At 64.2% G+C, this 15224-nt stretch carries 12 protein-coding genes; 6 read left to right on the plus strand and 6 right to left on the minus strand.

From position 1 onward, the window contains the following. Window positions 1-53 precede the first annotated feature (53 nt). The 4 genes from FJ973_RS17250 to FJ973_RS17265 all read right to left on the minus strand — a co-directional run bounded on the left by FJ973_RS17250 (window position 54) and on the right by FJ973_RS17265 (window position 5868). Window positions 54-881, minus strand: a complete 828-nt coding sequence (locus tag FJ973_RS17250) for an SDR family NAD(P)-dependent oxidoreductase (RefSeq protein WP_140556888.1) — start codon at window positions 879-881, stop codon at window positions 54-56. Window positions 882-1005: 124 nt separating this feature from the next. Beyond that, window positions 1006-1512, minus strand: coding sequence for an acetone carboxylase subunit gamma (locus FJ973_RS17255; RefSeq protein ID WP_140556890.1), 507 nt, complete (start codon window positions 1510-1512; stop codon window positions 1006-1008). 5 nt (window positions 1513-1517) lie between these two features. After that, window positions 1518-3713: a hydantoinase B/oxoprolinase family protein gene (locus FJ973_RS17260; RefSeq protein WP_140556891.1), complete on the minus strand. Its 2196-nt coding sequence runs from the start codon at window positions 3711-3713 to the stop codon at window positions 1518-1520. Window positions 3714-3726: 13 nt separating this feature from the next. Beyond that, window positions 3727-5868 (minus strand): hydantoinase/oxoprolinase family protein, encoded by a 2142-nt coding sequence (locus FJ973_RS17265; RefSeq protein WP_281407019.1) that lies wholly within the window; start codon window positions 5866-5868, stop codon window positions 3727-3729. A 110-nt stretch (window positions 5869-5978) separates the two neighbouring features. On the opposite strand from FJ973_RS17265, the gene FJ973_RS17270 reads away from it, so the two are divergent. From FJ973_RS17270 to FJ973_RS17285, 4 genes are all read left to right on the plus strand, one after another. Next, a complete protein-coding gene (locus FJ973_RS17270; protein WP_140523526.1) occupies window positions 5979-6758 on the plus strand; it encodes a helix-turn-helix transcriptional regulator in 780 nt (259 codons plus the stop codon). 194 nt (window positions 6759-6952) lie between these two features. Continuing rightward, window positions 6953-7705: an SDR family NAD(P)-dependent oxidoreductase gene (locus FJ973_RS17275; protein ID WP_140523523.1), complete on the plus strand. Its 753-nt coding sequence runs from the start codon at window positions 6953-6955 to the stop codon at window positions 7703-7705. A gap of 213 nt (window positions 7706-7918) precedes the next feature. Beyond that, entirely contained in the window at window positions 7919-9262 is a 1344-nt protein-coding gene (locus FJ973_RS17280; protein WP_140523521.1) for a glucoamylase family protein, read from the plus strand. Then, window positions 9252-10781 carry a mercuric reductase gene (locus FJ973_RS17285; protein WP_140556894.1) on the plus strand — a complete coding sequence of 510 codons (1530 nt, stop codon included), beginning with the start codon at window positions 9252-9254 and terminating at the stop codon, window positions 10779-10781. Before FJ973_RS17280 ends, FJ973_RS17285 begins: the two co-directional genes overlap by 11 nt. A gap of 31 nt (window positions 10782-10812) precedes the next feature. On the opposite strand, the gene FJ973_RS17290 is transcribed toward FJ973_RS17285, so the two are convergent. Beyond that, window positions 10813-11394 (minus strand): DUF1349 domain-containing protein, encoded by a 582-nt coding sequence (locus tag FJ973_RS17290; RefSeq protein ID WP_140556896.1) that lies wholly within the window; start codon window positions 11392-11394, stop codon window positions 10813-10815. Between the two features lie 57 nt (window positions 11395-11451). Next, on the minus strand, window positions 11452-12891 hold the full coding sequence (locus tag FJ973_RS17295; protein WP_140556897.1) for an aldehyde dehydrogenase family protein: 1440 nt from the start codon (window positions 12889-12891) through the stop codon (window positions 11452-11454). A gap of 265 nt (window positions 12892-13156) precedes the next feature. On the opposite strand from FJ973_RS17295, the gene FJ973_RS17300 reads away from it, so the two are divergent. After that, window positions 13157-13816, plus strand: a complete 660-nt coding sequence (locus FJ973_RS17300; RefSeq protein WP_181169871.1) for a TetR/AcrR family transcriptional regulator — start codon at window positions 13157-13159, stop codon at window positions 13814-13816. Between the two features lie 94 nt (window positions 13817-13910). Further along, window positions 13911-15164 carry a sarcosine oxidase subunit beta family protein gene (locus FJ973_RS17305; RefSeq protein ID WP_140523508.1) on the plus strand — a complete coding sequence of 418 codons (1254 nt, stop codon included), beginning with the start codon at window positions 13911-13913 and terminating at the stop codon, window positions 15162-15164. Window positions 15165-15224: the final 60 nt, after the last annotated feature.

Raw genomic sequence — 15224 nt, forward strand, 5'->3', positions numbered from 1 at the left:
ACTTCTCTTTCCATTGCCGGCCTCTCCATCGACGCCGCAACCAGCCGTGCGCGCTACCAAAGTGCTCCGCCGGTGACCTGTATGTTTTCCATGGTGATGCCCTTGGCCATATCCGAGCAGAGGAACACGGCCAGCGCCGCGATCTCCTGCGGCTGGAGGATGCGCTGCTGCGGGTTGCCCCTGGCGATCTCGGCCATCGCGTCCTCGGCCGTGCGGCCCTTGCCCTCGTGCTCGACGACCTGCGCCACGTTGCGGCGCATCAGTTCGGTCTCGACCCATGTCGGGCTGATCATGACGCAGGTGACGCCATGCGCCGCCCCTTCGAGCGCCACGCAACGGGTGAGGCCGAGGAGACCGGCCTTGGAGGCGCAGTAAGCGGGATTGTCCTTCCAGCCGACCGAGGCGGCGGTCGAGCCGATGTTGACGATGCGGCCCCAGCCGCGCTCGATCATGCCGGGCAGCACAGCGCGGGTGGCGCGGAAGGCGCCGGTGAGATTGGTGTCGACGATCTTGTCCCACAGCGCGTCGGAATGGCCGCAGACCGGCTGCTCGGCCGTGGTGCCGGCGGCGTTGACCAGGATGTCGACAGGACCCACCGCCGCCTCGGCGTCGGCCGCGAAACGGTTCGTGACGTCGGTGTCGCGCACGTCAAGATGGGCGGCGTAAATCCTCGTTCCATGCGCGCCGAGAGCCGAACGCACGCGCTCTATCTCGTCAGCGCCGGGATAGTAGGCGGCGTCGGATCTCTCCACGCCGCCAGGTGCGACATAGGAACCGACGGCGACATTGGCGCCGGCCTGCGCCAATGCCGTGGCAATCGCCAGGCCCATTCCGGAGAAGCCACCGGTGACGATTGCGCCGCGGCCGGAAAGGTTTGTCATCGGGCATGGCCTCCGCACGGCACGGGACGGTCCATCAGTCCCGAGAGGATTTGAACTTCATAGGCCAACATAACCTCGATCGAAGCCCGTTTCGAAGCCGGTGACGAAACTTGTGTCCTTGGCATCAGCTTCCCTTGTCCATCGGCTCGAGCGGCTTGCCCAGCCAGTCGCGGTAGAAACCTTCCAGGTCGGGTTCGAAATCATGCACGATGGGATAACCCGGCGCCGCGGCCTCGACCTCGTGCAGCGTGCCGCATTGCGGGCAGATGAACTCGCGGATTTCCATCCATTCGGGATCCGGCAGGTCGCTGTTGGGATAGATCTCGCGCAGCGCCTCCTCGCTGTCGCGCACGAGGATCGAAGCCTTCAGCTTCCAGTTCTTGCGGTAGTCGCCGAAGGAATGGCCGCATTCGCAACGGGTTACCCGCCCATCGCCGCTCTGGCAGATGAAGAGGTGGTCGCCCACGGGGAGCAGTATCGGATCGCTCCAGCCGACGCGGTCCTGCAGCACCGCGACATATTTGAAGAACCGGTCGTCGTCCTTGTAGGCGCTCATGACGCGGCGCGTCTGCGGCCAAGGCAGGGTGCCCGCGACCAGATCGGCGATGACTTCCTTGCTGTATGAGGTCATGGTCCCTACTCCACGCCGAAGGTCGATTTGGCATCGACATCCCAGAAGGTTGAAAAATCCCTGGTGAAGCGCGGCGAAAGCTTGATGGCGCTGGCATACATCTTCTTCACCTCGGGCGCGAAATCGACCGCCTTCACCCGCTCGCGCTCCTTGGCCATCCACTCCGAGACCGACCTGGCCCGAGCGAGCCGGCGCGACCGCATCTCGGCGCGGTGGCGCTTGGTGGCTTCGAGATTGGCGACGGGATAGCCGTCCTCGTCCTCGTCAAGCACGATCCCGAAGACATTTTCGGCAGCTTCCCTGGTGAGATAGCCGTTCTCGACGTCCGATGCCGTCTTGAGCGGATCGCGCTCCAGCACGTCGCCATAGCCGCCACCGCCATTGTAGGAATGGGTGAACACGTCGCCGGTCTTGTGGGGCGCGGTGATATAGGGCCCTTCCATCGTCACGTGCTGGCCTTCGAGCCGGACCTCGAGTTCGGAACGATAAGGATTGGTGCCGGTATGGTGCGCCAGCGGCGCCCCCTTTTTTGCAAGCTCGAAGATGTTGCTGTCGCGCACCGCACGGTGTTTTTGGCAGGTCGGCGCCGGATACCCGCCGCAGAGCCCGCCATTGTCGAAGACGCGCGAGGAGTGTTCCGAGGTGACCAGCCGGAGATGGTCGGTCTTGCTGACCAGCCAGGTCGACAGGAAGGCGCAGCCGCCGCGATATTTGCCGGCGCCGCCGGAATTGGCAACGATCGAGCGGCCGATATAGACCATCGGCATGTTCTGTTCCCAGATCTCGATGTTGCCCATGTCGGATTCAGGATTCCAGCCGACATAGGCGGTGTCCAGCCCATCCTTGATGGCAAGCGCGCCGGAACCGGCGGCCGCGCATTCGAAATGCGCCATGCCGAACAGCGTGCCGTACTGGCTGGTTCCCCCCATCTCGATCATCGGGCTGTTGACCTGGCCGACGAAGGCCTCCTCGACGAAGCCGCGGGCGATGAATGATCTCGACAGGAGCCGCTGGAAGACGCCATAAGCCGGCAAGAGCAGCGCCCAGGACGTGGCGGTGGCCACCATCTCATTGTCGGGATTGGTCCAGGTGCCATGCGGCAGCTTCAGCTCCGTCGCCATCCAGGCGCCGTCATTGACCAGGCCTTCGAAATTCATGTGCTGGGTCAGCGTCACGAACATGCCGCCATCCATGCCGGCCGGCGTGCAGTTCATGGAATGGTAGCCCCAGGGCTGCGTGCCCTCGAAATCCATGATGATCTTGCCGCCCGTGGTGATCTCCATTTCGATCGGAATGTTGTAGAGCCAGTCGGGGTCGCCGAGCGGCTGGTAGCCCGGCTTGCCCTTGGTGACGTGACCGTAAAAAGTATGCCCCCGATAGATGCCGGGAACGGTCAGTTGCCGCGTGCGGGCGAGTTGCGCGCGGCGGCCCTCCTCGATGAATTCCTTGGACACCTTCATCCAGTAGTCGAGGCCGATCTCGTCGATCAGCGCCTTGACGCTTTCGCGCATGTCGATGCAGGAGGCGACCTTGGCCTTCTCGTCCAGCACCCAGTAGATGGGCATGCGCAGATTGCGCTCGCAGCGGATGACGTAGTCGCGCCGCAACTCGTCGTTCTGGCCGACTTTTTCGGCACAGACGAACAGGCCTTCGGTGAAGCGCTCCTGGGCCAGCGCCACGTCGCCGCCCGGCGTGATGCCGCCGGCCTCGAGTTCGTGGCAGACCGCGCCCGCCCAGCCGACGAGTTTGCCCGAGTGGAAGATCGGCACCACGTCCATCACGTCGGGCACCTGCACGGTGCCGATGAAGGCGTCGTTGTTGGCGAAGATGTCGCCGTCGACGATGCGGGGATTTTCCTCATAGCCTTGTCTGATCATCCATTTGATGAAGCGGCTCATCGTGTGCACATGCACCATGATGCCGTTGGAGAGCGCGATCGCGTCGCCCTCGGGCGTGTAGATGGCGACGACCATCTCGCCGACCTCGCGCACGCCGGGCGAAGCCGAGATGCGACGCGCCATCTCGCGCGCCGAGACGCAGTAGGCGCGCAGCTTGGTGTGCAGCGTCTCGAATTTCAGCGGATCCTGGTTGCGCAGTTCGAGATCGGTAATGCCGTCATAGCAGCCGGTCTCGTCCATGAGCCGTTCGGATTCGATCAGCCGCTCGCGGAGGCGCAGGGCGGAGGCGGGTTTGTCCAGCATGGCGTTCGCCCTCTCAAGCGTGGGAGTAGTGGAGCAGCGTCCATTCGTCGACGAAGACACGGTCCCGCGGATGGACGACGAGGGTGGTGGCGGGGTGTTCGATGATGGCCGGGCCGGTCACCTCATGCCCCGGCAGCAGAAGATCCATCTCGTAGAGATCGGCCTTGTGCCAGCGGCCGCCAATATAGGCCTCGCGCACGCCCTTGTGCGCGGATGCGGGGTTTGAGGGGCCGAGCGGCCGCTTGAGCAGCACGGGCTTGACCTTGTCGGCGGTGGCGATCAGGCCGAGCTCGGTGATCGAGAAGCCGGCTTCGCCATAACGCGAGACGCGATGGTTGACCTTGGCGTAGACCGCCTCGAACTCGTCGATGACCTTGCACATGTCGCCGGCCGAATTGATCGCCGAGAGCGGCGCCATCACCTCGACGTCCTCGAGCTGGCCGGTATAGCGCATCATCAGGAACGGCACCGTCCTGATCTTGTCCAGCGCATGACCGTCGGCCACCATCTCGTCGACCGCGGCCCTGGTGAGATCGTCCCAGACCGCAGTCACTCTGGCACCGAAGGCCAGCAGCTCGGCCTCACTCGCCCGCGCGCCGATGTCGATCTGGGTGGATACCGAATGCCGGCGCATGAAATCCGCCGTGGTGCAGCCGAAGGCGGAGAAAGCGGCCGCGAACTGGAAGGTGATGATATCCTTGAAGCCGATGCCCCTGGAACAGCCGGCCAGATGCAGCGGCCCCGAGCCGCCATAGGAAAGCAATGTGAACTCCGAAGGGTGGATGCCCTGGCCGGAGATGACGCGGCGCAGCGCGTTGTTGGCGTCTGCCTCCAGCATCTCGATCATGCCTTCGGCGGCCTCCTCCACGCCGACGCCGAGCAGGCTGGAGCACTTCTCCTCGAAGGCCTTGCGCGCCTTCTCGACCTGCAGCACGACCTTGCCGCCGAGGAAATAATGCGGGTTCAGCCGGCCGAGGATGGCGTCGCAATCGGCGATGGTCGGCTCGGTGCCGCCCCTGGCGAAGCAGATCGGGCCGGGATCGGCACCGGCGCTTTCCGGCCCGAGCGAGACTTTCTTCGTCAGCGGATCGACCTTGAGGACCATGCCGGCGCCGGCGCCGATCGTGTCGAGATGCAGCGTCGGCACATTCAGCTTGAACCGGTCCATCAGCGGCTCATTCTCGATCCGTGTCTGGCCGCGCGTGATGACGCCCATGTCGAAGGAGGTGCCGCCCATGTCCGAGCAGATCAGCGAGTCATTGCCGATCAGCTTGCCGACATAGGCCGCGCCCAAAATCCCGCCGATCGGGCCGGAGATCATGGTTTCGTGCAGGCGCGGATGGTTGATCGAGGTGAGGCCGCCGAAGGAGAGCAGCGTTTGCACGCCATATTTGAAGCCGTATTTCTTCGAGACGTCCTCGATCCCCTTGAGCTGCTTGCGGCCGCGCGAGGTGGCGTAGGCCTCGATCAGCACCGAGTTCAGCCGCGACTGCTCGCGGATGACCGGGCGCACCTCATGGCTGCTGTAGACGAGGATGTCGGCTCCGGCGGCGGCGATCTCCTCGCGGCAGATCTCGGCGATGCGCTTCTCATGCACTGGATTGACATGCGAGAAGATCGTCATGATGCAGACCGCCTCGACCTTGTCGGCGATCAGCTTTTTCGCCGCGGCACGGACCTCATGCTCATAGAGCGGCAGGATGATGTCGCCGAACTGGTCGATGCGCTCGGTGACGCCGTGAGTGCGGCGGCGCGGCACCAGCGGATCGGGATGATGATGCGTCACAGCGTGCAGCCGGTCGGCATAGGAATAGTCAGCCCAGGCCTGCAGGCCGCGACCCATCAGGATCATGTCCTCAAGGCCCTTGGTGGTGATCAGGCCGAGTTTCCTGCCGGTGCGCGACAGCAGCGTGTTGAGCATGCCGGTGCCGGAATAGAGCACCACATTGACGCCCGAAAACAGGGCCTCGAGCGAGATGCCCCAGGCGTCCGCCGCGTCCTCGGCCGAGGCGAGGAACCCCTCGGCCTCGTTCTTCGGCGTCGTTGCCGACTTGCCGATCTTGAAGCGGCCGTCCTGATCGACAAGGATGGTGTCGGTCATGGTGCCGCCGGCGTCGATGCCGATGACGATGGGATTGGTAGAGATATGGTCCACGGGTCGCCTTCCCTTGCCGAGCATGACCACAGGCTAGATTCGCGGGACCGGATCGCGCCATATGCCTAAAGGCACAATGACGGGCGGGAGCTCGTCGCCGAAAAAGAGGCATGCGCATGGGCAACATCTGGGCGCCGCTCGCCATGGCGATCGCCGCCACCGGCACCGACAGGCATGTCGACTGCCTGATCGACCTGATCGGCGCCGACATCGCGCATGACTTGGTGACGGTGACGCGCTACTCGGCGACGCAGACGCCGCAATTCGTCAAGCACCGGCGCTTCTCCGACGAGATGGTGCGGCGCTACCTTGATAATTATTACGTGTTCGACCCCTTCTACGCTTCCTGGCGGCGCGAGCGCCGGCTGGGCATCATGCCGCTCAAGCGGCTGGCCGACGACGAGGCGAAACGCGGCCAGTACATAGCCGGCTTCCTCGCGCAATCGGAGATATGCGATGAAGTCGGCATCATGCTGGCCGATGGCGGCGACTGGTGCCTCGGCATTTTCCTCGATCGCTCGACGACGGCGTTCAAGGACAGCGAGATCGCCCTGCTGACCGAGCGGCTGCCGGTGTTCGAGGCGCTGCACGCGCTCGACATCAAGGCGCGCGGAAGCGATTTCTCGCGCAGTTCGGCGCCCTCCAGCCCCGGCGCCTCGCCGCGCCAGCAGCCCACAATTCCAGCGAGCCTGTGGCCGGAACTGTCGCTCAGGGAAAGGGAGCTCGTGCAACTGATCCTGGCCGGCCATCCGACCGCCAACATTGCCGAGCGGCTCGGCATCACCGTCGGCACGGTCAAGAACCATCGCCGGCGCATCTATGAGAAACTCGACATCACCACCGAGCGGGAATTGTTCCTGCAGTTCTTCCTGTACCGCTGGGACAGATAGGCCTGGCGCCGGTGGCGCTGGTGCAAGCGCTGGACAGGCAGATCGAGGGGAGCCCGGCATAACGCGCCTCAGGGATTGGCCCAGACGATCGAGGTGCATGCCGGCTTGAACTTGGCCGGCGGCGACCTCACAGTCACCCCCGAACATGGTTTCGCCGAGCGGAGCCGATTTGCGCCAGGACAGGGGAAAATGAGATGCCGACGATTTTCGCGGAACGGTTTGCCGGACGCTCGGCGGTGATTACGGGCGGCGCATCCGGCATCGGCCTCGCCGTCGCACAGAGGTTGGTCCAAGAAGGCGGGCGCGTTTCGGTTTGGGACCGCGATCCCGCCCAGATCGAAGCGGCCAGGGCTTCGATCCCGGCGCTGCATGGCCAGACCGTCGATGTCGCCGACCCGGCGGCGGTGGATCGGGCGGCGCGGTCGACGATCGAGGCGCATGGCGGGGTCGACATCCTGATCACCAGCGCCGCCATCACCGGTCCCAACATGACCGCCTGGGACTATCCGGTGGAGGACTGGCGTCTGGTCATCGACATCAACATCAACGGTGTCTTCTACTGCAACAAGGCGCTCGTCCCGCACATGCTGGAGCGCAATTACGGCCGCATCGTCAACATCGCCTCGATCGCCGGCAAGGAAGGCAATCCCAACGCTTCCGCCTACAGCACATCCAAGGCCGCGGTGATCGGCCTGACCAAATCGCTCGGCAAGGAACTGGCCAAGACCGGCATAACCGTGAACTGCGTCACGCCGGCGGCGGTGCGCACGGCGATCTTCAAGCAGATGAACCAGGAGCATATCGATTTCATGCTCTCCAAGATACCGATGGCGCGCTTTGGCGAGGTCGACGAGGTGGCGGCGCTGATTTGCTGGATCGCCTCGGAGGAATGTTCGTTCACGACGGCTGCCGTCTTCGACGTCTCCGGCGGCCGCGCCACCTACTGATGTGGTGCGGCGCTTTCCGGCTGGCGGCAAGCAACTACAATTGCGCGTGAGGAAGCAACCAACGGAGCTGGACAAGCGTACAATGGCCGAAGCCGGAACCCGGCAACGGCAACAATGAGGGCGAAGACATGACCATGCGTGACAGATCGGCCCGCGCGCAATTCCTGCACCTTTCCCCGGCAATCGCGACGACCAGACCGGAGCTTGCCGCATTTGCTTAAAGTCGAGCCTGCCATCCTGTCGGACGACGACCTTCTGGATCGTTTCCAGCGCGCGGCCTTCGGCTATTTTCTGGAAAACGTGAACCCCGAAAACGGGCTGGTCGCCGACACGTCGCGGCCGAATTCACCGGCCAGCATCGCGGTCGTAGGCTTTGCGCTCTCCTGCTATCCGATCGGGGTCGAGCGCGGCTGGATGGCGCGGGAAGCAGCGGTGGAGCTGACGCTCGCCGCGCTGCGTTTCTTCTGGACCAGCACGCAAGGCAGTGGCGCTGACGTCACCGGCCACAAGGGTTTTTACTATCATTTCCTCGACATTCGCACCGGACTTCGGGTGTGGCGCTGCGAACTGTCGATGGTGGATACGGCATTGCTGATGGCCGGCATTCTCGTGGCAGGCGCCTATTTCCGGGGCGACGATGACGAGGAAGCCGAAATCCGCCGGCTGGCCGAGGCGCTCTACCGGCGCGTCGACTGGCGATGGGCGCAAGGCAGCAGTCCGACGTTGCGACAGGGCTGGAAACCGAAGAGCGGCTTTCTCCACTATGGCTGGGAAGGCTACAATGAGGCGACGATCCTCTATGTCCTGTCGATGGCCTCGCCCGACAGCCCGACGTCCGACGACAGCTACGCGGGCTGGACGGCGACCTATCAGTGGGAAAACATCTACGGCTACGACGTGCTTTATGGCGGTCCGTTGTTCATGCACCAGTTCTCTCATGCCTGGATCGATTTCGCCGGCATCCGCGACGCTTTCATGCGCGAGAAGAATTCGGACTATTTCGAAAACAGCCGCCGCTCGACCTACCTGCACCGCGACTATGCTCGGCACAATCCGTATGGCTATGACGGCTACGGAGAGAACCTCTGGGGGCTTTCGGCCGGGGACGGACCGGGCGGCTTTCGCAGCAGCATACAACGGCGGCGGCGCCGGTTTTCCGGCTACGTCGCGCGCGGTGCGCCCTTCGGGCCGGACGACGGCACGATCGCGCCGTGGTCCTATCCGGCGTCGCTGCCTTTCGCGCCTGACATCTGCATGGCGGCGCTGCGCCATCTCGCGGATCGCTACCCCCAGGTGATCGACAATTTCCGGCTGCCGAGCGGCTTCAACCCGACGCTGGCCAACCGGCGAAAATTCGGCCGCGACGGCTGGGTGTCGGAAGGCCATTTCGGCCTCGACCAGGGCATCGTGGTGATGATGATCGAGAACCACCGCTCGCGCCTGGTGTGGGAGCTGATGCGTTCCAACCAGTACATCCGCCGCGGCCTTAACAAGGCGGGGTTCACAGGCGGATGGCTGTCGCAGCCGGCAAGCCCGGATGGCCGCGATGTCGCTTGAAGGGACGAAAGCTGCCGGTTTTCCGGCCGACCACAATGATGTCGAGCTGGTCAGGGGCGCCCATCCGCCGCATTGGCGAAACCCGCCGCCCACCGGACCATACAATCTCGTCGTCGTCGGCGCCGGGCCTGCCGGCTTGACTGCCGCGACCGAAGCGGCAAGCCTCGGCGCGAAAGTGGCGCTGATCGAACGCGGGTTGATCGGCGGCACGTGCATCAACACCGGCTGCATCCCGTCCAAGTCGATCATCCGTACATCCAGGCTCTATGCCGACATGCGCGATGCCGAGAATTTCGGAGCCGATGCGCCGGACCATCTTCGCGTCGATTTCCAGCGCGCGATGACCAGGATGCGGCGCATCCGGCAACGGATCAGCCATGCCGACAGCGCTGAGGCGCTTGCTGCGCTGGGCATCGACGTTCATTTCGGCGAAGCCCGGTTCGAGGGAAGCGATTGCGTGACCGTCGCGGGAACCACGCTGCGCTTCCGCAAGGCGCTGATCGCGACAGGCGCGAGGCCGGAGTTTCCATCCATTCCCGGCCTGGTCGAGGCCGGCTATCTCAGCAACGAGACGATGTTCGACCTTGTCGACTGCCCGAAGCGGCTGCTGGTCATCGGCGGCGGGCCGCTTGGCTGCGAGACAGCGCAGGCCTTCTGCCTGCTCGGTGCGAAGGTCATCCTGGCGCAGAGCGATCCGATGTTCCTGCCCGGCGAGGAACGCGACGCCGCGCAGATCCTTTCGGAGGCGCTGGCGCGCGAGGGGGTCGAGGTCCGACTGAACACCGAAGTGGTGGCGGTGCGCAGGGAAGGCGACAAGAAGCTCGCCGATCTGGTGCGGGACGGCGACACGACGACCATTTCCGTCGACGAGATCATCACCGGCATAGGCCGCTCGCCCAATGTCGACGGTCTTGGCCTCGACGAGGCGGGGGTTGCCCACGATGCCAAAGGCATCAAGGTGGACGATTATCTCAGGACCTCAAACCCGCGCATCTATGCGGCGGGCGATGTCTGCCTCGACTACAAATTCACGCATACCGCTGAAGCAACAGCCCGCATGGTCGTGCAGAACGCCCTGTTTCTCGGGCGCAAGAGGCTGAGCGAATTGGTGGTTCCGTGGTGCACCTACACCGATCCGGAAATCGCCCATGTCGGCCTCTATCCGGTGGAGGCGCGCCGCGACGGCATTCCGGTCAAGACCTATACGGTGCTGATGCACGATGTCGCCCGCGCGGTGATGGACGGCGAGGAAGAGGGTTTCGTCAAAATCCATGTCAGGGAAGGATCAGACCGCATCCTCGGTGCGACCGTGGTCGCCGCCCATGCCGGCGAGATGATCAACGGGGTGTCGCTCGCCATCAGGTCGGGCATGGGATTGCACGCGCTGGCCGACGTCATCCATCCCTTCCCGACACAGGCGCAAGGCATCAAAATGGCCGGCGACGCTTACCGGCGAACGCAGTTCACCCCTTTGTGGAGGCATCTGGCGGCACGCTGGCTGGCGTGGTCCAGGCGATGACACTTGTGTCCCGTCGGCGTTGGCGCGGGCTTCAGCCGTGCAGGTCCCGCGAAATCGGCGGGCCGACCGAAAAGCCGGTGAAGGTGACCTCGAAGCCTTCGCGCTGCGGCGAACAGCACATCATGCCGACATCGACCGCCTTCGAGACCGGGAAGTAGGCGAGCCGCACCGGCTTCCAATGACCGTCGGAGACATCCAGGTACTGGACGCGGATGGTCTCGGCATGGCGGGTCAACCGGATCGCAACGCCATCCGGACCGGCCGGAATGGTGGCCAACGACCAGTCCGAGGCATCGTTGGTGACGACGACCGAAAAATACATGACGCCGTCGGTGTATTCGATGCCGGCCTTGATCCAATGCGTTTCGCTGAGGCGGAGCATCAGCCCCGCCTGGTCGTAGAGCACCTCATAGCGTCCGTTGACGGTGACTTCCGCGGTGAAATCGCCCTCTACGCGCTTGTAGAGGAAATGGCCGTTGTCGCGCCAGAAACCGTAAAAGGTCTCGCGCCAGAAGTCCGTCTCCTTGCCGGTGCGCACATGAACCGCATCGCCGTCGATGGAATGATGCGGCGGCGGATTGAGCCAGGTCAGATCCTTGTCTTGAACTGTCATCGCCTTGTCTCTTGGTGCACGCGAAGGCTTCGCCGGCCCGGTCAGCCGGCGCCCCGATCAGCCTGCAAACGTGTAGGCGGTCTTCACGGTGGTGTAGAATTCCATGGCGTATCGGCCCTGTTCGCGCGGACCGTAGCTCGAGCCCTTGCGGCCACCGAAGGGAACATGGAAATCGACACCCGCCGTCGGCAGGTTGACCATCACCATGCCGGCCTCCGAATTGCGCTTGAAATGCGTGGCGTGCTTGAGGCTGGACGTGCAGATGCCGGACGTCAGTCCGAATGGCGTATCGTTGGCGACGGCGAGCGCCTCGTCATAGTCCTTGACGCGGATGACGCTGGCGACAGGTCCGAAAATCTCCTCTCGCGAGCTGCGCATGGCGTTGGTGGCATCGGTCAGCAGCGCCGGCCGCAGGAAGAAGCCCGGCGTCTTGCGGTCAAGCCGCTCGCCGCCGAAGGCGAGCGTGGCGCCTTCCCTGACGCCGATGGCGATGTAGTCTTCGTCCTGCTTGAGCTGCGTCGCATCGACGACGGGACCGATCTGGGTCTGCGCGTCGAGCGCATCGCCGACGACCAGTTTGTCCATCCGTTCCTTGAGCGCTTCGACGAAACGGTCATGAATGCCGTTCGTCACGATCAGCCGGGACGAAGCCGTGCAGCGCTGGCCGGTCGAGAAGAAAGCGCCGTTGATCGCGCAATCGACAGCCGTAGCGAGGTCGGCATCGTCGAGCACCACCAGCGGGTTCTTGCCGCCCATTTCGAGCTGGAACTTGCGCATGTGCTCGACGCTCGCCGCGGCGACGCGCTTGCCGGTGCCAACCGAGCCGGTGAAGGTGATGGCGTTGATGTCCGGGCTGTCAAGCATCGCCTGGCCGACCACCGAGCCCTTGCCCATGACGAGGTTGAGCACGCCCTTGGGCAGGCCGGCACGGTGCAGTATGTCGACGATGGTCCAGGCGCTCTCGGGAACGAGATCCGCCGGCTTGAAGACGATGGTGTTGCCGTGGGCAAGCGCCGGGGCGATCTTCCAGGCGGGAATGGCGATCGGGAAGTTCCACGGGGTGATGATGCCAACCACGCCGACCGCTTCGCGCGTGATCTCGACACCGACGCCCGGCCGCACGCTAGGCACGACTTCGCCCGAGAGGCGCAGTGTCTCACCGGCGAAGAAATCGAAGATCTGGGCGGCTCGAATGGTCTCGCCAATGCCTTCGGCCAGCGTCTTGCCTTCCTCGCGCGCAAGGTTGCGGCCGATCTCGTCCTTGCGCGCCAGGATCTCGTCCGACGTCTTCTTCAGCACCGCGTGACGGACCAGCAGACCCGAGCGCGACCAGGCGGGAAAGGCCGCCTTGGCCGCGGCGATCGCCTGTGCCGCATGTTCGACACCTGCGGAAGCGTATTCGCCGACGATGTCGCCGGTATCGGACGGGTTGATGTTGCGGGAGCCGGCATCGCCGACCCACTCGCCGTCGATGAGGTTCTGTCGAAGCGGTGCCATGTCGTGTCTTTCCTGCTGGTTCGCCGCGCGGCGGCATCTGTGTGATTGTATTTGCCAGACAATTGCGCTGCGGGAAAGCACGCTTTGCGCGGACGGCCGCGACAAAGTCTCTCGGTTCGCGGCCCCGCGCGACCTGCTGCCCGCGTCGCATCGTCCTTGGCCCAACAGGTTCGGCGACACATCGTTCCAATCACCACGAAACGGGTCTGTACATGTATGTCCATAGTCTTGATTTGCCCGGGGCGGCGTGTCATGCGTCGTGCCGATGGAAGCCACCGACACGACAACCCAGCGCGCCGGCGCCACCGGCAACATCAAGGTCACCCGGGAAGACTGGCTCAAGCTCGCGCTTGAAACGTTGATTTCGGACGGCGTCGAAAGCGTCCGTGTGCAGACGCTCGGCCAGAAGCTCGATGTGTCGCGTTCCAGTTTCTATTGGTACTTCAAGAGCCGCCAGGACCTGCTCGACCAACTGCTGGATTATTGGCGGCAGACCAATACAAGGTTCATCGTCGAACGCGCCGCGCGGCCTTCCGCGACCGTCATCCGCGGGGTGATGAGCATCTTCGAGTGCTGGGTGGACGAGAAGCTGTTCGATCCGCAGCTGGATTTCGCGATCAGGGCGTGGGCCCGGCGATCGCCCGTCATCAGGCGGGCTCTCGACGACGCCGACGAGGAGCGCGTCGACGCCATTCGCGACATGTTCAGGCGCCACGGCTATGACGAGGAAGACGCCTTCGTGCGCGCCCGCGTGCTCTATTTCATGCAGATCGGCTACTACTCGCTCGAGCTCGATGAACCGATGAGCAGCCGTCTGCCGCACGTCGCGTCCTATCTGCGCAGCTTCACCGGCCAGGAGCCCACGGCACAGGACGTCGAGGATTTTTCGCGCTATGTCGAGGAAACGCTTTCGCGCAGCCGTTAGCGACAGCCGCGCTTTTACATCACGGCACGAACTAGACATATATGTACAATAGCGTTACGCCTCAGCCCATTGAACCAACCTCCTCCAGCACGCCATGACCAGACGCTATTCCGCTTTGTCGCTCTTGAAGGAAGGCCTCGCCGGCCAGACCGGCTGGGAGCCGGCCTGGCGCTCGCCCGAGCCGGAGCCGTCCTACGACGCGATCGTCATCGGCGGCGGCGGCCACGGGCTGGCGACGGCCTATTACCTGGCGAAGAATCACGGCATCGCCAGAGTAGCGGTTTTGGAAAAGGGCTGGATCGGCGGCGGCAATACCGGCCGCAACACGACCGTGGTGCGCTCCAACTATTACTATCCGCAGAGCGTCGAGCTCTATGGGCTGGCGCACCGGCTCTATGAGGGACTGTCGAAGGACCTCAACTACAACGTCATGCTGTCGCAGCGCGGCATGGTCAGCCTGTGCCACTCGACCGCCGAAATGGAGACCGGGGCACGCACAGTCAATGCCATGCAGATCAACGGCATCGATGCGGAGCTGTTTTCGCCCCAGGATGTGCGCCGGGTGGCGCCGATCTACAATTTCACGGCCAATGCGCGCTTTCCCGTGTTCGGCGGCATCTGGCAAAGCCGGGCCGGCACCGCGCGCCACGACGCGGTCGCCTGGGGTTATGCACGGGCCGCGAGCCGACTCGGCGTCGACATCATCCAGAACTGCGAAATCACCGACTTCATCGTCGAGGGCGGCCGCTGCCGCGGCGTCCAGACGACGCGTGGCGCCATCCGCGCGGACCGCATCGGCATGGCCGTGGCAGGACATTCCTCGGTGCTGGCGGCCAAGGCCGGCTTCCGCCTGCCGATCAATTCCTATGCGCTGCAGGCCTGCGTAACCGAACCGGTCAAGCCGATCCTCGACACGGTGGTGCTGTCGCCCGGCACGGGCGTCTATGTCAGCCAATCCGACAAGGGCGAGATCGTCATCGGCGGCGGGCTCGACCGCACTCCCTCCTATGCCCAGCGCGGTAACCTGCCGACGCTGGAGGGGGTGATCGCGGGGCTGTTGGAAATGTTCCCGATCTTCGGCCAGCTGAAGCTGATGCGGCAATGGGCCGGGATCGTCGACGTCGTGCCGGACTCCTCGCCGATCATCGGTGAATCGCCACTGCCCAATCTGTTCCTCAATTGCGGCTGGGGCACGGGCGGCTTCAAGGCGATCCCCGCCGGCGGCACGCTTCTGGCGAACCTTTTGGCAACGGGCAGGCACAACGACATCAGCCGCCCCTTCGATCTCGACCGCTTTGCCAGCGGGCGGCTGATCGACGAAGCGGCCGGTTCCGGCATCGCGCATTGATGCATGTCGCGCAAAAGCGCCGAGCGGCCTTAGGGCAACGACATGCATAAGACGACGACT

It is taken from the genome of Mesorhizobium sp. B2-1-3 (genome assembly GCF_006442495.1).
Classification (GTDB): Bacteria; Pseudomonadota; Alphaproteobacteria; order Rhizobiales; family Rhizobiaceae; genus Mesorhizobium.